Below are 19,584 nucleotides of genomic sequence, written 5' to 3'. Positions count from 1 at the left end.
TACTTTAAAAAGGGCTTTAAGCCTTTGCCAGATAATTTTGCATTTCTTCTGCAGGTACCATGCCGCCACCTGTTCCCCATACAATATGATTGGCATGCTGTAACTGCTGCTCAGTCAATTGATGTAGACTCTTATAATCTTGATACTTACTGACTAAAACTGGCCCTAGCATACCTGCCAGTGCAGACGGTTCAAGTTTAAGATTTTCAGACTGGTTGAGCATGCCGAGCAAGCGATACATGGTTTGATCGTCCAGTGTATAAAAACCATCTAACAATCGTTGCATGGCACGGCCGACAAAGCCTGAGGCACGGCCCACGGCGAGACCATCTGCCGCCGTAATATTATCAATCCCAATATCCTGAACCGAAATTTCATCATGTAACCCGGTGGCAACGCCCAACAACATACACGGGGAATGGGTAGGTTCGGCAAAAATGCAATGGACGTGATCGCCAAACGCCATTTTCAGGCCAAATGCTACACCACCAGGCCCACCACCTACGCCACAAGGCAAATAAACAAAGAGGGGATGTTGCTGATCCACGCGAATCTGCTGTTGATCCAGCTGTTTCTTTAAGCGTTCACCCGCAACAGCATAGCCCAGGAACAAGGTCTTAGAATTTTCGTCATCAATAAAGAAACAGTTCGGATTTTTTAACGCTGCTTTCCGGCCTTCTTGCACCGCAATACCGTAGTCTTGTTCGTACTCAATCACGGTTACGCCATGAGCACGTAACTTGTCTTTTTTCCATTGTCGTGCATCGGCTGACATATGCACCGTGACATCAAAGCCGAGCTTTGCACTCATGATCCCAATGGAGAGGCCAAGATTACCTGTTGAACCCACTGCGATGCTGTATTGACTAAAAAATTTTCTAAATTCTGCACTGTTCAATTTGGCATAATCATCGTCAAGACTGAGTAGATTGGCTTGTAACGCGAGCTGCTCCGCGCGGAAAAGCACTTCATAAATGCCTCCACGTGCTTTAATTGATCCTGAAATAGGCAAATGGCTGTCTTTTTTCAACCAGAGTTTGCCTGCAATTTTTTGCTCGAAGTGCGTTTCAAGCGATTGCTGCATCTCTGGAATGGCGCTTAGCTCCGATTCGATAATGCCATGGCTGACACGGGTTTCTGGAAATACTGCCATGAGGTAGGGGGCAAAACGTTGTAACCGGTCACGCGCATCATCAATATCCGCTTGCGTTAATCCGACATAGGGTAAGCCTTGCTCGAGCGTAGTGAATGATGGGTTAAACCAGACTGTCTCTTTCAGTTCAATCAGGTCTTTCACAATCGGATAATGCGTAACAAGGTCTTGAATTTGATTCGAATCCATTCAGTTTCTCATAAAGTTTGGTTGTAAGCGTCATTGTACAAAGTCATTTTATTGTTTGGAGCATGATTTCAGTCAAATTCAGATTAAAGCAATAAACAGAGCTTTAAGCGATAAAAATAATGAAAGTTATAAAAAGGCATCATCATCGTGGTTTAGTTTGCCTCTAGCACGCGATATTCGTATCACTCAACTGCATATTTAGCAATGCGATACACTGGTGCCAAGCTAAGAACACAGTATAAAAACCACGATCCCCATACAAAACAAGCGGATAAATAAAAAAACGCAAGAGCATTATTTTTACCGACTAAAACACAAGTTAAACAATAGGGGAAGACCCCTCGATTCAAATGGTCAATGATAAACAAAGCTACAAATAAGAATGATTATTAATTTCAACTATTGAATGATGATTAATAAATGGCTATGATGCGCAAACTTTATAAATGATAACAACTAACAAATGAAAATTGTTATTAATAAGGAGAATGCGACAACATGGTCTTGGCAAAGAACAAATTAGTGCTTGCAATTGCTGCCTTGACGCCGTTTGCAGTATGGGCAGAACAGCATCAGACCGAGCAAGCAGGCACAAGCTTACCCACGATCGTGGTCACTGCCAGTCTGGCAGAGGAGAGCCCTGATACGGCGCCTGCTTCAATCACAGTGGTCAGTAAACAACAGATTGAACAATCCGCGGCAAATAGTCTGGCGGAAGTCTTGGGTAAAACGGTCGGGGTACAAAATTATAATGGCGGGGGCCGTGAGAAACTGACCATCCGTGGAGTACGTGAATCAAACGGGGTATATACCTTGATTCTGGTCAATGGCAAACGCATTTCTTCTACAGGTGCCTTATGGCGTGATGCCGATCTGGATATTAGCTCGATTGCATTGTCGAGTATTGAGCGGGTAGAAGTGATTCGAGGACCGATGTCTGCGCTCTATGGTTCGGACGCGATTGGCGGTGTAATTAACATCATTACCAAAAAGCCAACGGATGAGTGGCAGGGGGCAATCAATGCTGAATATCATCTGGTCGATCGCGGTACAGGGAAACAGCAATATCGCTTGGGCGCCTCCGCCTCTGGTGCATTGACCGACAAACTGGGTTTATCGGTTTCAGCAGAGCAATATGACCGTGATGCGTGGTTCTCACAAGGCAAACAGGCTACACCAGCTTATTATATCGAAGGCAAGAAAACCCAGAACTTACGTTCAACCCTGAGCTATGAGCTCAATGATCAGCAAAATCTTGATCTTGACTTAGGATATAACACGGATAAACGTCCGTATGGTCAGACGGATTATCAGTACTATCCCGCTACTGGTCGTTTAAATGAGGGCTTTGCCAGTCAGGAGATTGAACGCCATTCCGTTGGCCTAACACATCGTGGTGACTGGAGCTGGGGAAAAACCACCGTTTCAGCGCAACAGGAAAATAGTAAAATTAATGACTATGATTCAGACTTTGATGAGCCCAAGCATCGTACTTTGAAAGAAAATAATACCAACTTGCGTGCCTATAGTAATTTTGATGTCAGTCTTCACGGCATTGTTGCGGGTGTTGAATACAATCATCAGGAAATCAAAGACGGCGTAAGCTATCAAAACTCCGGTAAGGCTTCAGTTGGCACATCTTCAGTGTTTGTACAGGATGACATCCATATCACCGATCCGCTGACCTTATCCTTGTCTGGCCGTTATGATGATCATGAGGTGTTTGGTCAGCATTTCAGTCCAAAAGCCTATCTGGTTTATCAGTTACCGCATGATATTGTGCTTAAGGGAGGCTATGGGCAAGCTTTTAAGGCGCCGTCTCTGGCACAAATGACCAAAGATTATGGCATTGTCAGTTGTGGCGGTGGGTGTACCTTATGGGGCAATCCAAACCTTGAGCCTGAAACCAGTGATAACTATGAAATTAGTGCATCCATCCGTAAATCAAGCTGGAACGGTAGTGTCACCGTATTCCAGAATGAAATTAAGGATATGATCAGTCGGGATATTCGCTATAGCGTTGATCCGAATGGTGAATCCAGCCCCACGGGCGCTGCCTGGGTGAATTTAGGCCGGGTCAAAATCAAAGGGATAGAGCTGGCAGCCCAAGCAGATTTACTGCCTATGCTTTCTGTCGATGCCAATGCTACTTATCTTGATGCTAAAAACAGTGAAACACATAAACGCCTGGATGAACGTCCACGTCTGCAAGCCAATACCAACATGAACCTGAAACCACTGGAATGGCTCACCTTGACTGCAGGGGCAAGTTATATCGGTGATCAGGTCATTAACCAGAAAAAATTACCTGATTATACCTTGGTCAATCTTGGTCTCTCAGCCAAAGTAGATCCCGCAGTGACTGTACGAGCAGGCATCCGTAACCTGACCGATGTCGATCTGGAAGAAAAGGGTAAAGATGCGGGAGTTAAATTCAATGAAAAAGAACTGGGACGTAACTATTATGTTGGTGTGACCTATACCTTCTAATTTTGAATATTGACCGCAACAAGATGCCTTGAAAAATCATTTTCAAGGCATTGTTCACTTCGATTTTAAACATTTACTCAATTCCAAGTTATTTATTTTTATAAAAATATTGTTGTTATTATTTTAATTGACAGGTTTCTTATGTACGCAAAATTATTAATCAATAAAGGCTTAACGCCAACCGTTGCCCGAGTTTCTGTACTGGAAGTCCTTGCGCAACATAACGGTCTTACCGCAGATGATATCTATATGATTGCCAATAAACAGAGTGGTCTCAAAATAGGCACCATTTATAGAGTCCTGTCCGATCTGGAAAAGCATCACCTGATTCAACGAATCCTGTTTGGTCGCAATAAAAGTATCTATAAGCTACTTAAACATAGAATTAATTGTAATGTGCGAGAAACCGTTAACGGAAATATGCATCCCTACAGTAATCCTGAAATCAACACTTTACTTGAACAAATCATGGACAAACTTGGAGATGAATTTTCAACGGCAGAACTGATTTTGTATAAATAAGACCTTTGGATCGCAAGTTAAATTCAATTTGTCAGCTAAATATGAAAAAGTCGTAGATAGATGGAAAATATGCTTGTCCAATCGGAAGAAATTGTGAATACTCGTGCCGCAAATTCGGACTGTAAAATTAATTTTTAGGACTCGGCAAATACTGTGAAAACCTTTCCATTTTCTCGTTTACAAACAGCGTTACTGGCAGTTGGCTCATTTTCGTGTCTAGGGCTGATTTCCACAGTGGCACAGGCCGAAACTGAAAGTGAAGCCACTCGGCTTGCCACCATTACAGTCAATGCTCAGGCCGCAGAAAATGCGTATTATCAGCCAAAAGTCAATTTAACCGGTTTTAATCAACATCATCTGGCTGAAATACCTGCATCAATCAGTACCATTACGGCTGAACGTATTGCAGATCAACATGCAAAAACACTCACCGATGTGGTAAAGAATGATGCAGCAGTAGGGGACGGCTATGCACCGATTGGCTATTATCCAAACTTTGTGATGCGTGGTTTTGCCCTGAATCTGGGTTCAAGTTATTTGCTCAATGGCAATGTGATTCGCGGTGAGCAGAATGTAGCGCTTGAAAATAAACAACAGGTCGAAATCCTCAAAGGAATCAGTGCGATTCAAAGTGGTATGTCAACTCCCGGTGGTGTGGTCAATTACGTCACTAAACGCCCTAAAGATATACGGTCAGTGACCGTGGGCGCAGATAGTGAAGGGGGCTATCGTATCGCAACAGATCTGGGTGGACTATTGGGTGAGCAGCAACAATTGGGTTACCGGATTAATCTGGCCAGTGAGGAAATTCATCCTTATGTTGAACATGCCAATGGACGTCGTTTATTTGGCTCCGTCGCTTTAGACTGGAACATCTCTGATCGTTCCAAGCTTGAGTTTGACCTTGAATCACAGCATCAGCGTCAGCGTTCTGTACCAGGTTATCAATTATTGGGTGGCAACGCCGTACCCGATGGTGTGAAACGGGATCGTTTACTGGGTTATCAAAGCTGGAGTCAACCTATAAGCAGTGACAGCTTAAATACCGGATTAAAATATACTTATCAGATCAATGATAGTTGGACATCGTATTTAAGTGCTTCACAAAGCCGTGTGGTGGTCGATGATTATTCATCCTTTGCTTGGGGTTGTTATAGTGAAACTTGTCAGACCAAAGGTAATAGTTTTGACCCGAATGGTAATTACGATATTTATGACTTCCGTAACCCGGATGACAGCTATCTGACCGATCAGTTTAAGGCAGGCATAAACGGTAAATTTAAGACCGGTGCATGGCTACACAACCTCAGTGCAGAATTGTCACACACAGCTAAACGTCATTCACAATATGATCCAATAAATGAAATGGTTGGTTCAGGCAATATTTATCAGGATAGCCCAGCGTATCAACCCACTGATAAGCGTTTGGATAATCACTATAAATCCTTAGCAAGCCAGCAAACCGCATTAACGCTGATCGACCAGATCGATTTCAATGCAGTTTGGTCAGTTTTAGCGGGTGGAAAACTGCTACATTTAGATGAAAATGCTTATCAAACAGATGGTTCGCGCATTCGGGAGACCGATTTTAACCGTTTCTTACCGCAAGTTGCAGTGATGTATCAGCCTTGGGAAGATACACATGTCTATGCGTCTTATGCCAAAGGTTTAAGTGATGGTGGTCAAGCGCCGTGGTTTGCCGACAATGCCTCTGTAACGCTAGCCCCAATCCATTCAGCTCAATATGAACTGGGTATTAAACAACAATGGCAGGATTTACTTTTTACCGCAGCAATATTTGATTTAAAACAGGACAATCAGTATACCAATGCAGCCAATAACTATGTGGCTGAAGGTGAACAGCACAACCTGGGATTAGAACTCGGCTTACAAGGTCGTTTAAGTGATAATCTGGATATTACCTCAAGTTTGGCATTGACACGTTCACGACTCACAGATGTTCAAGTAGCTGAATATAAAGGACATCAGACTCAAAATGTACCAGATGTACGTTTTGCCAGCCACTTATCGTATCAAGTGCCGCAAATTGATGGATTACGTTTATTGGCAGGTATGCAGTACAGCAGCAGTAAATATGCCAATAAAACCGGTACAGTGAAGGTGTCAGGTTATAGCGTATTTGATGCTGGTGCAGCATATAATTTTCATGCCTATGGTTATGACAACACACTGAGATTGAATGTAGACAACGTATTCAATAAGAAATACTGGCGCGATGTCGGCAATTTTCTTGGGGATGATTATTTATTCCTAGGTGCGCCACGTACAGCACAGCTGTCATGGACTGTTAATTTTTAACTTGAGATAGAAAAACTGGAAAGATACATCACGGTGTAAACTCTAAATCATTTAAGTTTACGCCGTTTTATTTAGATGCTTATAAGAACATTTGAAGCTGCAAAACTGAAGTTTGGTGAGGAACAAGTCGTGGTCTTAATAAATTAATATTATTTCGCATAATGTATATTATGTTAAATAGAATATCTAAAGGCTGTAGCCTGAGTAGCACTGCTACGCAAGTCATTGTTTGTAGCTACAGCTCAGCAACGTGAATCTCTACGATCATAATTCACCTTACTGACCTCAAGTTCTCATACCATAAAAAGTAGGTCTAGGTTTTAAGACACCAAATCAAATGGCAGAAGATTTTTACAAGTCGGCTGACTAGAATCTCTCAAGTGAATGTCTCCTGCTTATTTCAGTACACATCAATAGAAAGATAAGCTGTAATTTTCTATGTAAATTACGCTTAAATGCTAACCCTCTCATTTTTCAACGAGCTCAGGTTATAATGATAGTCTCCCCAAATATAGTTGATCTATTATGAATGCCTCCAATGACCCTCTACATGGCAAAAAACTTGCTGACATTTTGGATGAGTTATTGGATTATTACGGTGGCTTTGAAGGTTTAAGTCGCAAAATTGAAATTAGATGTTTTTGTATAGATCCAAGTGTTAAGTCATCGTTACGATTCTTACGTACCACACCATGGGCACGTGAAAAAGTAGAAAGCTTATATTTGTATGTCTTACGCCAAAAAGCCAAACAGAAATCGTAGCTATCAAAGCTATGACTTTAGCATTTTAATTAGTGGTGGACTGCCACCACTCTCCTAAAAAAATTTAGTCTATTCTTAAGATTTTTTTTAGTAGGAAGTAAAATATGCATTCATAGCTATGTTCCTGAACCAAATATTTTATAAGTTATAATTTTAAAGAATTTAACCATTTATCAATTGCTGATAAATCATTAATACCATGCCTCATGAGCAATTTACTAATATCTCTAGCACATATGATGACAATAGGATGCTCATCTTCTCTTATTTCTTTATAAGCCTGTGTAGCAACAAATGAAGTTGTAACCAGAACTCCAAATTGCCGGTGCCTTAGCCTTGAAATTAATCTAGATATCTCTTTTACTCCAACAGAATTTTTCAGTGAGTAGCATTTTGCTTCCAGAGCGAACTCAACAAGAACCGCAGAAGCACCCTCCCCAATTCGGTAATAACCAATTGCATCTCTGCCACCGTCTCGTGTTCGACGTGTAAAGTCCATATTACCAGCAATAGCTGGCAACATCATTTCAGCTATTTTCCCTGCACATCTCTCAAAACTATATGGGTCTTCTTTAAAAAAAGAATGTATTCTTTTAATCAGAGTTTGACCCAATTGGGTATCGGGTAATTGTTCATCACGTGTTCGATATTCAAGTGCTCTAGGGGCTTTTAAGGGTAAAAATAATCCTTGCTCAACCCATGTTTTCCAACTTGAAGGACATGCTGAGCTCAAAGGCTCACCTCTTACAATGTCAGAAATCCACTCTCGTTTAATCATGGATTCATTTAATATAGTAAATTGAGCACGATAATTTTGAAATCTATTACTATTACGTAGTTTCCAAACAGCAACTAAATCACTGTTAGAATCTAGGTGTGGAGCACCCGGAACCGCTAAGCCTATAAAAACTAAATCACGCCAACCACCACCTTTAGCAAAAATTAATATAGGTGGAACTTTTAAACGATCCTGAAGTTTACCATGAGCTAGTGCAAACATATTTTTTAGTAAAAGATTCCCATATCGTGGTGTATCGTGAAGCTCATGACCAGGCTTTTTGTTGTCTCCAAAATAAGTAAAAATACCCGTTTCTTTATCAACCTCATCCGGCCAATCTGGGTCATTCATACTTGTCGTAAGGACTACTAACTTAGGTTCTGTTTTTTTACCAACTATGCGAAAGCCGCCTTGATTACTCACGGGTAATAAAAGATGCAAAGGATCATCCGAAGCATTACCATTTCGTCCTCCTTGATATAAACAATCTACAAAGAGATCTGAAATGGTAAGATGATCATGGGTAATAATTTTCATTATATTTTACGATTTAGATTGTATAGGCATTTCAACCCCAAACATCTTATTAGTATAACCGAGTCCGATACGTGTTTGATTATTCCCTAGTTTTTGTAAAAAATTTAACGCATACTCATATCTCAACTCAGCAACAACCTTTGCATCATAATTTTTAGCTGTAAGTAGTACTTTTTCCGAAGAATCATTATCTTTTCTGATACAAGTTAGTTTTACCTGATATTCTTCATCCAGGCGACCTGAGTTATCCGCATAGAAAACATCCCAAGTGGGATTGCCGTTTGCTAAAGCTATATAATATGCTTCTACCGTTCCATCATCATGTTTAACAAACAAATATTCATTAGTATTTGAATTTATATTTGCCTCAATAATCTTCGCAGTTTTCAATCTAACTGCCTTTATTACTGTGTAGTCTGTTCCTATTCTTTCTTTCCAAGCATTTGCTCTTTGTCCCGGCACAAGATCACATGCTGGTGATAAGCATAACCATAGAGAACTATCATCTAACTTTAAAATAGTACCAGTTGTTAAATGAGAACTAGTAGGTGGAATAGTACAAGAAAATGCATTAAGATTAGAAAGTGCTTGAAAACCATCTTGTTTAGTAACTCGAAAAAATCGCTTACATATATCCTCTGGATCAGCTGCAATGTTAAGGCTATTACATAATTTCTTGGAGAATTCTCTAAGATCTTTTTTACTGGCACGTCCTAACTGTTCCCAATGAATATCAATAGCTTTATCATGTTCTGATTCATTATTTTTCGAATTTGATAATAAACTATATAACCACCCAGCTTGAGCTAATTTATTTTGTGTAATTAAATTGGCTTGCTCTAATCCAATCTCATCTATATGATGACGAATTTTTGCAATTAATAAATGCATAGGAGATGGATCTAATTTTTCTAATGCACTTATCAGTTTGCTTTGTATGTCAATATCTGGATGACCATTTTCCTTTTGCATTACGGTAATAAAAATACTTCCGCTACATATATAATTAACTTTTTTTTCAGAATCCCAATACCATTTTAGAGTATCATTAGTATGATAACCTTTAAATTTCAGTTTATTATTATTAAGAATTTCAGCACCTAGCCACCTAACAACTTCTAAAGGGCTAATTTTTAAATCTTTTGCAATAACTTTAATATCAGAAGAAAGGCTATTAAATAAGTGTTTTGGATTAGAGCTGTTAAGCGCTTTTCTACAATCCTTATTACTTACAAGTTTAATAATCTCTTTTATATCAAAGTTTATCTTAAATATATTACTTCCCTTGTCATCTTCCCACTCACTAATTTTATCATGAAGTTCTTCAGCTGGTCTAAATATATGCTCTTCTGGGAATAACATTAAATCACAGAGAATCTCATTAAAGACCGTCTCAATATCATCTATATATCCTTTAGTATGAACAACAACAAGATTAAAATGTTTATTATTATCTAATTTTTTTAATACAGATATTGCTTTACTTCCATCATTAGTCACATTTCCATCGAGATGATAATCTAAAATAACTAAATCACTATGTCTAAGCCTATCAGGAATATGATTAGTATTATCATCTAAATGGGGTGTTTTTCCATCAAAGACATCCACCACCCATTCTTTTTCTTGATGACACATTTTTATAATATTTTGGAGTCTGTCTAGATTTTCCGCTTTATAGGTATTATTCCCCTGATTTTGGATTACAGATATAAGGTTAGTTAAGGTTGGATATTCATCATCTATAACCATTACACTTCTAATTGGTTTAATAAAAGCTTCTTCTATTAAATCTTTATATTCGATACTAGCTGTCATTATAAAAAACCTTAATGGTTCCCCATTCCCTTAAATTGAATTACAAAATTTGCACCTGATAACAACTTTTTGTTGTCTATAGTTTCATATCTAATTTGATGACCACTTGCTTGAAGATTCTGTTTACACAAATATAGGCCCACACCTCGACCACCCCTTTGTTTACGAGTAAAAAATAATGAAAACAAACTATTTATATCATCTAGTTCTACACCTGGCCCACTATCAGCAATAATTACTTCTCCATTTCTAACATCTAATAGTATTTTTCTTGTCTGCTCACTGAACTGTGTCCAGTATTGAGCATTATTAATTAAATTAATGAATACTGGCATAATACGCGAAACATTATCCATTATCCTGATTTTCAGAAAATCACTAGACACATCTAATTTAATATTTTGACTCTCAAAATACTCAGAGAAATAATCATTTATATAATTATATATTTCTTTTCCAGTAATTTCTCTAACAATTTGCTCACCGGATAATTTAAGTGGTGATAAAAACTGTAGCTTATTAATTAATGAACTATGTGTATCAGTTATTACTTGTAAAATATTTTTTTGTTTATCAGTCAAGTCTTCCTTAGCTAGTAATTTCAAATTACCAGTAACAGTTTTATCTAGACTTTGTAGTTCATGGCCGATTATTTCAACAGTAATACCGAGTTGAGCCAAACTATAAAATCTTGACAACTCACTTTTATATTTTTCTGATTCATTTAAACTATGAATAGCAACACCTTCAAGGTCTATCTGCTCATTAATTCGCTCTAACGCTGTAATATATGGCGTTAACTTTTGTGCGTTATCAACTTGTATTATTTCTTGACCTTCTTCCAGCTTTTGCAATGCGTCTTCAATAGTAATCCGTTGAAGCTTTACATCTTCAATTATAGACTCACCTAATACTTTAAACTGTTGTCGACAAGTTTTTATTAAATCATCTAGCTCATTAGACTGTTTAGATAGCATGCTCTTGCCTTGGGAGGCTAAATGAGTAATTTTATTATTTACACTCGATAATTTAGACCTATAAATCTCAGAAATTTTTTCAAAATCACTTCTATCTTTTGAGTCTAAAATAGCTTGATTGACTACGTTAATCAGTTCTTTTACTAAATCTTTAGCTAATAATTCATGCTTTCTATACGCTCTATAATCATCAGCTAGTCGCCCTAGGTTAGTAGGAATAGGACTTAAAGAGAAAGATTGTGTAATTTCATTTAAATCATCAATTTTTTTCTTTAAAAGCTGAAGCTCGTCCAAATTACTCATTTCTAAATGATGACCAATAGAATTTCTATAATTCTCTAAATTTTTAACATGCTGTAACAGTGGCTCAGTTTTTTCCTTTATAGACTTTCTGAATCTTGATTTTTCTTTAGATTGTAATTTTTTCTTATCTTCTTCTGCTTTTTCCAATGCTTTAGTTTCTTTTATAGCTGCAATAGTTGGTTTTCTTAATTCTGATTTTGATCCAAAATATTTGTCTGCCGCATCTAAAAGAATTTTTTGAACAATTTCTCGAAAAATCTTAGAAGCTTTGTTATCAATAAAGCCTTCTCGACCAGCTTTATCTTTTAAATTAGGGTTATCATTTCTCGTAATCGCAACACGACCAAACATACGTCGATTCGACCAGAAATATCTACCCGCACTTTTTGTACGTCTATATTCAATTTCAAAATAGTCATTATCTTCTCTCCCATAAGGCATAATTCGTAGCCCATCTCGATATACTCGAAACCCAGCATATTTCTCGGCTTGCTCTATGAAATGTGCATGTTGTTCATCAGTAAGTGAACTGCTACCAATTTGCTGTTCAAATGTCCCAACCCGTATATGAAATCCTCCAACAAAAGTATCTTTACGTGTTTTATGTATTATTTTTGGAGATACTCTAAAATCCTCTATCCATTCACCAAATGCTTTAACTCTCCCTTTAAAATAACCTTGATCATCAACTTCTCCTTCAAGGATATGTTCTAGATCTTCTAATTTTCCTATATCGAACTCAATTAGGTCTCCAAGTATAGTTTTGGAATATGCTCCCGTCCAGGCTTGGACAAGATACTCAAAATTTTTAACAGAAGATTCATTTTCTTTACAAAATGGATCTGTAAAATTAGATAAAGTTTGGAAAAAACGCTCACGTGCTAATTTTTCTGTATCTGAAGCATCTAATAAAGGTATTGTTGATAACTGATAAATAAGATCGTCATTCAGTTGAGCTATAAACATCGCTGTTCCATGCGACATTTCATTTAATGCTACGGACCAAACCTTAAAATGCTTTTCAAAAAAAACTTCAGAAATTAATGTATTAACTATCTTTTCTTTTGTAGTATCTTCTTTAGTAATATCATTTTTTAACTCTTGTTGCGTAAATTTTTCCCAAGCTTGAGCAAGTCTTAAATTTCTATTGTGATCATCACTTTCTCCCCAAATGTTACCCATCAAGGTATCAAATAGTTCAGGCAGTAAGTTATATATCTCATCAAAATTTTCAAACTCCTTAATAGGAATTCTTAAATCATTCAAATAAATAAATGGATTCTCAAATAAACGCCAATCGATTAAAGCTGCAACAAATTTTCCATTTTTTCTTTTCGAAACTAATAATAACAATGCCCCCAAAGCAGCACTAGATAAACGACCTATACCTTTTTGTCCTTGCTTTGGTCGTTGAGGTAGGCCATTACGATCTTCAATAGCTATTTCAAAACCGTCAGTCTTAGATTCGGTACCAACGGTTAACCATTTATTTTTGAATTCAGTAATATCCATCCCATGCCCGTCGTCTACTACGCATGCAACCGGAATCTCTCCATCAAAAATATGTAATGCTACATTTCTAGCATATGCATCATAAGCATTTTTCCATAGTTCCGAAACTGCAGTTGGACAATCTGCAATTTGTTCTCGCCCCAAATGGTCAATTGTTCTAGCTCTTGTTTTAAAAAATGAATATTTTTCATCCATACTTAGATTCTCAAGACAAATTTCGCTTTAATCTATTTTTTTAAGTTTAAACTAATTTGTTTAATTAAAATAGATCCTAATCTTGGTGGAACTGCGTTACCAATTTGTTTTGCTTGATCAGTAGCATTACCATAAAAAAAGAAATCATCTGGAAATGATTGTAATCTAGCTGCATGTCTTAACGTTATACCGTGATTTAACCAAGGATGTACAAACCGGCCTTTAGATGGATTATTACATCCTGCTGTAATCGTATTACTAGGTTGATGAATAATTACACGCCCATATACATCCTTATGACCTTTATAACCATTTGAATGGCATTTTAAACGATGCTTTTCCCCCGCATCTTCACGACTCCCATTCAGTTTGGTATCAGCAAATCTGATCATCATATTCTCGCTTGGTTTCATATGAACATTACATGGATCATTTATATCTAATTCTGTACCAAACTCTAATGTACTTAAAATTCTATATGCTTCTTCCTGAGAAATTTTTAGCTTTGGAACAAAATATTCTTCTACGTATCTCTTCATAATACTTTTTGGCATCGGTTCAAAAACAGATGAAGAGGTTTTCCAGATCGATTTCCTTCCTGAATTGGGAGCAAAATGTGTTGGCTCTGGAGGAAACTTAATATCTGAAAAATTTAAGTCGCTCCTAACTCCATATATGAAAACACGCTTTCTATTTTGAGGTATACCATAGTCTTTAGCGTTTAAAATATCACAGAACTGAATTTCATATCCTTCAGATTTTGCTAAATTTAAAAATTTCTTCAAATAATCAGCATGCCGTTGCCATAATAAGCCAGAAACATTTTCAACTAAGAATGACTTAGGTCTAAACTCATGAACAAATTCAAAGTATCGTAAAAGTAGTAAGTTTCTTGGATCATCTACTCCCGCATCTCTTATTCTATGGGTAGAAAATCCCTGACATGGAGGCCCTCCTAAAATTAAGTCTAACTCACCAACTTTTAAATTTAGTTTTTCTCTTAATTTGGTTAAATTAACTTGATTTATATCATCATTAATTAACTCGATATCAATTGATTTTTGCTCTATAAAATTTCGACGATATGTCTCAGCTGCTGCTTTGTCCCACTCAATAGCAGCCACGACATCAATACCAGCTTGAAAAGCTGCTAATGTAAATCCTCCTGCGCCGGCAAATAAGTCAATTGCTTTCATTGGCATTTCAAACTTCTTTCGAAGCACTCTAATCTATATAACATTAAATAATATCATGATTTTACAAGATTAAATTAAATATCCAAACTCATCAGTTTAAAAAATAATCTTCCACATTCTATTCTACTTAACTTGCTATAGTAATCACCTAAAAATTCTTCTATTGATAGCAAATATGAAGTAGCTTAAAATAAAGCTCATAAAAATTCTTACATATCAAATAATGATATAAAATTTAAATTATATTTTTATAAAATAAATATTTACTAAAAGATATGACAAACTAAAGTAGCCCCCGCCATAGCTTAAAACTCAATTTAAAGCACTTTGTTTACTTCTCGATAGAACCTAGGCGTCACATTGGTCCAGCGTTTAAATGCACGTGAAAAATGAGAAATATCAGCATAGCCCAAACGATCTGCCACCTCTTGAATAGTGATCTTTGGCTGTTTTAATAAATACTCGGCCTGCTGTCTACGCACTTCAGCCAATAACGTCTGAAACGTTGTTTGCTGCTGTCCCAATTGCCGTTGTAATGATCTTTCTGAAATATGCAGTTTCCCTGCAACTTGTTTGATCGATAAAAAGCCCTCATGTTCATCATAAATCATGGCTTTAATCACAGCATCCAGACGATCCTTATCCCTCCTTTTTTGTGCCAGTTTCTGTGCATCCTGCAGGCACTGTTGTCTGCTTAAACGCGCAAGCATGGCATCTGCAGTTTTGAGGGGTAAGTATAAGTATGCTTGCTTAAAAGTCAGGTAATCCGCTTCAGCAGAAAACACTACGTTCAAGTTCTTGTCCGGATGAATTCTTTTATAAAAATCAGGCTGGTCTTGCTGAAATTTATAATCAATTTCCAGATTAACTTGAGCCAGATTTTGCAGAATTTGTCCAAATCCAAATATCAGAAAACAAGTGGCATGCTGATTTAATCGCTCCTGAGATAAAGGCTGCGCAAAATATAAATGCACCCTCTCCCCGTCAATCCTAAGCCGAGGTTTAAAAACGGCGCAATGTAAACCAATAAATTGCTCTAAAATCTCGATCGCATCGCCTAAGGTAGGTGCGGTGGTCGCCGCTATTCCTACATTGCCATAGCAAGACACCCGCATGTCTCGGGCAAGGTATAAACTAATTGCAGGTTCCCGGGTTAATGCAGCTGCTTTCTCTAGTAAGTAATTGAAGATATTCAGGTCAACATACCAAAATGGCGCATCCAGTTTTTGGACCTTAATTCCTGTACCCGCCAGCATTTGCTGCGGTGAAACATTCCATTTTCCTACGACATCAACCAATAAGTTGACGTAGCTTCCGGGTAATTCTGGATTCATTCTCGTTCCATGACTTAAGGATAAATTGGCGTGAAATGGTAAATATTGGCAGCTTATGAACTATGCCAGTTTTACGCTTTTCGGCATAGTTCATTTATCTAAAATGTGTTTATGAATGTAACTTACCAATGAATATACTGATTGTTCACGCCCATCCAGAAAACTTATCGTTTACCGCAGCCTTAAAGAATAAAGCACAGGAAACATTTGAAAAACTCGGCCATCGCGTTGAACTTTCTGACCTGTATGCCATGAATTTTAACCCTGTGGCTTCTCAAGATGATTTTGAAAGCTTAAACCAGCCTGATTACCTAAATTATGCCTTGGAGCAGCGTCATGCCTTCAAGCATCAGCAATTTTCACCGGATATCCAGACCGAACTTGAAAAAGTACAACGTGCGGACCTACTGATATTGAGCTTTCCTTTGTACTGGACTTCCGTTCCCGCCATCTTAAAGGGCTGGATTGACCGTGTATTTGTATCAGGACTATTTTATGGGGGAAAACGCTTTTACAACCATGGCGGCATGCGTGGGAAAAAAGCCATGCTGTGTTTAACGCTGGGGGGTCGTGAGCATATGTTTGGTGAAAATGCCATTCACGGGCCGATTGAACATTATCTTGCACCGATCCAGCGAGGGACTTTGGCTTATGCCGGGTTTGAGGTGTTACCTCCCTTTATCGCTTATCACGTACCCTATATCAGCAACGAAGCCCGACAAAAGCTGTTAATTGATTTTGAGTGCTATTTGTCTCAACTCGATGCGCTACAGCCGCTTGAGTTTCCAATACTCGAAAATTTTGATGACAAGATGCATCCGCTTTAATTCAAAAATTCAGCTCTCCATGGACAGTCAAAGTAGTTGACTGTCCATCAATATGGCTAGCATTGATCAAATCCCTATCGCTTTAGATGGGTGGGTATTTTCCCGCATCTAAATTCACATGCTCCATCTTCTTTTCCTCATTCATATAGCGATGAAACGTCAAGGAATCTTCATCTGGATGACACCATGCTGTCATCAGCACTGCCTAGAGTGTTGACATCTTTATTCTGGATAAAGCAGATGTTACAAAAAATGAAACGATGGCTCTCCTGCCTCGCTATAGTTCCCATGCTATTGGCACTCACCGCCTGTAATGATTCAAATGACGATCAGGTCGCAGCGACACCTGATGATGCAAAAAAACCTGTGATGCGCTGTGCACCATAACCATAAAAACAATGAGAGGAAAACGCGTGATTAACCGCCGTCAATTTTTAGCAAACACACTTAAAACAGGTTTTGGTGCTGCCGCTTTAACCACTTTTCCAGCAAGTATTCAAAAAGCGCTAGCGATTCCAGCCAACAATAAAACCGGAACGATTCAGGACGTTGAGCATGTAGTGATCCTGATGCAGGAAAATCGCTCATTCGACCATTATTTTGGCACACTGAAAGGGGTTCGGGGCTTTGCTGATCGCCTTACCATTCCTTTGCCGAATGGTCGTACAGTTTGGCAGCAACAACGCAGTAATGGTGCACTGTTAACTCCATTCCATTTAGATGGCTCCAGCAATAACGCCCAACGTGCGCCCGGCACCCACCATACTTGGGTGGATAGCCAGAAAGCATGGGACAATGGTCGTATGACCAACTGGCCAAGCTATAAAACGGACTATGCCATGGGTTATTTTAAGGAACAGGAAATTCCTTATCAGTTTGCCTTGGCCAATGCGTTTACGATTTGTGATGCTTACCATTGTTCCATGCATACAGGTACAGATGCCAATCGTTCGTTCCATTTGACCGGAACCAATGGTGCAGTGCCAACCGGCACGGCATTTGTGAATAATGAATGGGACTGGATTGATGGTGATCCCAAAACGGTTGATGTCGGTTATACATGGAAAACCTATGCGGAACGTTTAGAAGAAGCGGGCATCAACTGGATTTGTTATCAAAATATGCCTGATGAATGGGGCGATAACATGTTAGGTGCATTCCGCACCTTTAGAAAAGCCAATATCGAGTCGGGCTATCCGGTTTCCAGTGGCGGCGCACCCAATAGTCCTTATAACAAGGCTGCACAAAAACTGCCGTACAAAGCCTATGATGCAACAACCGATAATGCCAAAAATCCACTGTATAAAGGCATTGCCAATACCTTGCCGGGTAACTCCCCAGAAGAATTCTTAAATGCATTTAAAAATGATATCAAAACTGGAAAATTGCCACAGGTGTCTTGGATCAATGCCCCGTCCATTTATTGTGAACATCCTGGCCCATCTAGCCCAGTACAAGGCTCGTGGTTTATTCAGGAAATCTTAGATGCGTTAACCGCCGTGCCTGAAGTGTGGAGCAAAACCATATTCCTGATCAATTTTGATGAAAATGATGGTTATTTTGACCACGTTCCATCTCCATCCGCACCGACATTGCAAGCGGATAACACGTATGCAGGTAAATCAACGCTAAGCCAGACCGATATGCGTTATGAATACTATGTGCATGATGCTCCACTGGGTAGTACTAGCCAGCCTGAAAAAGACAAGGGGGTGTATGGGCCAGGTCCTCGTGTTCCCCTGTTTGTGATTTCACCCTGGAGTCGTGGGGGAATTGTGAACTCTCAAGTATTTGACCATACCTCGGTATTGATGTTTCTGGAAAAACGTTTTGGTGTTAAAGAAACCAATATCAGCCCGTATCGCCGAGCCATCTGTGGTGATCTCAGTTCCGCATTTAACTTTAAAACGCCGAATGAAGATGTGTTGCCTCAACTCAACGGCAAACAAACCAGAGAGCAAGCCGATCAACTCCGTGATGCACAACAAAAACTACCTAATGTACCTATTCCCAGCAATTTACAATTGCCGATTCAGGCCAGCGGTATTCGTCGTTCTAAAGCACTCCCTTATGAACTACATACCAGTGCACGTTGCCTGAATGATGGAACGGTCAAGCTGCTATTTTCAAATACAGGCAGCCAAGGTGCGGTCTTTCATGTCTACGACACATTAAATTTAAATCGGGTTCCGCGCCGTTATATTGTAGAAGCAGGTAAAAGTCTGGATGATGTTTGGAATGCGCAAAAAGACAATCAAGGTCGATATGATCTGTGGGTACTGGGACCCAATGGCTTTCATCGACATTTCAAAGGTGACCTGAATCGTAATCAGGATTTACACATCAATCCCGAGATTCGGGTTTGCTATGATATTGCCAATGGCAATGTTTATGTCGACCTGAATAATTCAGGAACGCAGGATATTGAATTGGTGATTAGCCCTGTGGCATATCGCACTGACCCTGCCCTCAAAATCGCCGTAAAAGCAGGACAGAGCTCAACTCAACACTGGGACTTGGCTGATACCGGACACTGGTACGACTTCGCTGTAACCTGCACACAGGAAGTCAAGTTCTATCGTCGCTTTGCGGGTCGGGTCGAAACAGGTGAAGACTCGGTCAGTGACCCTGCGATGGTTTAAGACTTTTCCTCGAAGAATGACGGCTATCTC

General features: G+C 38.9%; 13 protein-coding genes. 7 read left to right on the top strand and 6 right to left on the bottom strand.

The genetic code is table 11. The features are described 5' to 3' along the window. Positions 1–16: 16 nt before the first annotated feature. The gene (gene dsdA, locus JO943_RS01770; RefSeq protein WP_202739806.1) at positions 17–1,342 is read right to left on the bottom strand and encodes a D-serine ammonia-lyase; all 1,326 of its coding nucleotides are present in this window, start codon (positions 1,340–1,342) and stop codon (positions 17–19) included. A gap of 498 nt (positions 1,343–1,840) precedes the next feature. Here dsdA and JO943_RS01765 point away from each other — a divergent pair, with 498 nt between their 5' ends. From JO943_RS01765 to JO943_RS01750, 4 genes are all read left to right on the top strand, one after another. After that, positions 1,841–3,832 (top strand): TonB-dependent receptor plug domain-containing protein, encoded by a 1,992-nt coding sequence (locus tag JO943_RS01765; protein ID WP_202739805.1) that lies wholly within the window; start codon positions 1,841–1,843, stop codon positions 3,830–3,832. Positions 3,833–3,973: 141 nt separating this feature from the next. After that, a complete protein-coding gene (locus JO943_RS01760) occupies positions 3,974–4,354 on the top strand; it encodes a Fur family transcriptional regulator (RefSeq protein ID WP_202739804.1) in 381 nt (126 codons plus the stop codon). Between the two features lie 153 nt (positions 4,355–4,507). Continuing rightward, on the top strand, positions 4,508–6,673 hold the full coding sequence (locus JO943_RS01755) for a TonB-dependent siderophore receptor (protein ID WP_202739803.1): 2,166 nt from the start codon (positions 4,508–4,510) through the stop codon (positions 6,671–6,673). 525 nt (positions 6,674–7,198) lie between these two features. Then, positions 7,199–7,435, top strand: a complete 237-nt coding sequence (locus tag JO943_RS01750) for a VF530 family DNA-binding protein (RefSeq protein WP_003651786.1) — start codon at positions 7,199–7,201, stop codon at positions 7,433–7,435. Between the two features lie 145 nt (positions 7,436–7,580). On the opposite strand, the gene JO943_RS01745 is transcribed toward JO943_RS01750, so the two are convergent. From JO943_RS01745 to JO943_RS01725, 5 genes are all read right to left on the bottom strand, one after another. Then, positions 7,581–8,750: a restriction endonuclease gene (locus JO943_RS01745; protein ID WP_202739802.1), complete on the bottom strand. Its 1,170-nt coding sequence runs from the start codon at positions 8,748–8,750 to the stop codon at positions 7,581–7,583. 6 nt (positions 8,751–8,756) lie between these two features. Next, a complete protein-coding gene (locus tag JO943_RS01740) occupies positions 8,757–10,568 on the bottom strand; it encodes a response regulator receiver domain (RefSeq protein ID WP_202739801.1) in 1,812 nt (603 codons plus the stop codon). 11 nt (positions 10,569–10,579) lie between these two features. Then, a complete protein-coding gene (locus JO943_RS01735; RefSeq protein WP_202739800.1) occupies positions 10,580–13,555 on the bottom strand; it encodes a sensor histidine kinase in 2,976 nt (991 codons plus the stop codon). 32 nt (positions 13,556–13,587) lie between these two features. After that, positions 13,588–14,751: a DNA cytosine methyltransferase gene (locus JO943_RS01730; protein WP_265102653.1), complete on the bottom strand. Its 1,164-nt coding sequence runs from the start codon at positions 14,749–14,751 to the stop codon at positions 13,588–13,590. 317 nt (positions 14,752–15,068) lie between these two features. Continuing rightward, positions 15,069–16,085 carry a helix-turn-helix domain-containing protein gene (locus tag JO943_RS01725; RefSeq protein ID WP_202739798.1) on the bottom strand — a complete coding sequence of 339 codons (1,017 nt, stop codon included), beginning with the start codon at positions 16,083–16,085 and terminating at the stop codon, positions 15,069–15,071. A gap of 128 nt (positions 16,086–16,213) precedes the next feature. On the opposite strand from JO943_RS01725, the gene JO943_RS01720 reads away from it, so the two are divergent. From JO943_RS01720 to JO943_RS01715, 3 genes are all read left to right on the top strand, one after another. Further along, positions 16,214–16,912, top strand: coding sequence for an NAD(P)H-dependent oxidoreductase (locus JO943_RS01720; RefSeq protein ID WP_202739797.1), 699 nt, complete (start codon positions 16,214–16,216; stop codon positions 16,910–16,912). Between the two features lie 252 nt (positions 16,913–17,164). Beyond that, positions 17,165–17,299 carry a hypothetical protein gene (locus JO943_RS18600; protein WP_265102652.1) on the top strand — a complete coding sequence of 45 codons (135 nt, stop codon included), beginning with the start codon at positions 17,165–17,167 and terminating at the stop codon, positions 17,297–17,299. Between the two features lie 26 nt (positions 17,300–17,325). Next, positions 17,326–19,554 carry a phosphocholine-specific phospholipase C gene (locus JO943_RS01715; protein WP_202739796.1) on the top strand — a complete coding sequence of 743 codons (2,229 nt, stop codon included), beginning with the start codon at positions 17,326–17,328 and terminating at the stop codon, positions 19,552–19,554. Positions 19,555–19,584 lie beyond the last annotated feature (30 nt).

It is taken from the genome of Acinetobacter sp. 'aerobic (ED)', assembly GCF_904886855.1.
Taxonomy (GTDB): domain Bacteria; phylum Pseudomonadota; class Gammaproteobacteria; order Pseudomonadales; family Moraxellaceae; genus Acinetobacter; species Acinetobacter courvalinii.
The sequence above is the reverse complement of the archived record's forward strand: the minus strand, read 5'-3'. Positions and strand labels throughout refer to the sequence as shown.

Coding starts and splice junctions, on each gene's coding strand:
- JO943_RS18600 (WP_265102652.1), top strand. CDS start 17,165: ATGAAACGATGGCTCTCCTGCCTCGCTATAGTTCCCATGCTATTGGCA.
- JO943_RS01745 (WP_202739802.1), bottom strand. CDS start 8,750: ATGAAAATTATTACCCATGATCATCTTACCATTTCAGATCTCTTTGTA.
- JO943_RS01765 (WP_202739805.1), top strand. CDS start 1,841: ATGGTCTTGGCAAAGAACAAATTAGTGCTTGCAATTGCTGCCTTGACG.
- JO943_RS01740 (WP_202739801.1), bottom strand. CDS start 10,568: ATGACAGCTAGTATCGAATATAAAGATTTAATAGAAGAAGCTTTTATT.
- JO943_RS01720 (WP_202739797.1), top strand. CDS start 16,214: ATGAATATACTGATTGTTCACGCCCATCCAGAAAACTTATCGTTTACC.
- JO943_RS01760 (WP_202739804.1), top strand. CDS start 3,974: ATGTACGCAAAATTATTAATCAATAAAGGCTTAACGCCAACCGTTGCC.
- dsdA (WP_202739806.1), bottom strand. CDS start 1,342: ATGGATTCGAATCAAATTCAAGACCTTGTTACGCATTATCCGATTGTG.
- JO943_RS01725 (WP_202739798.1), bottom strand. CDS start 16,085: ATGAATCCAGAATTACCCGGAAGCTACGTCAACTTATTGGTTGATGTC.
- JO943_RS01730 (WP_265102653.1), bottom strand. CDS start 14,751: ATGAAAGCAATTGACTTATTTGCCGGCGCAGGAGGATTTACATTAGCA.
- JO943_RS01750 (WP_003651786.1), top strand. CDS start 7,199: ATGAATGCCTCCAATGACCCTCTACATGGCAAAAAACTTGCTGACATT.
- JO943_RS01735 (WP_202739800.1), bottom strand. CDS start 13,555: ATGGATGAAAAATATTCATTTTTTAAAACAAGAGCTAGAACAATTGAC.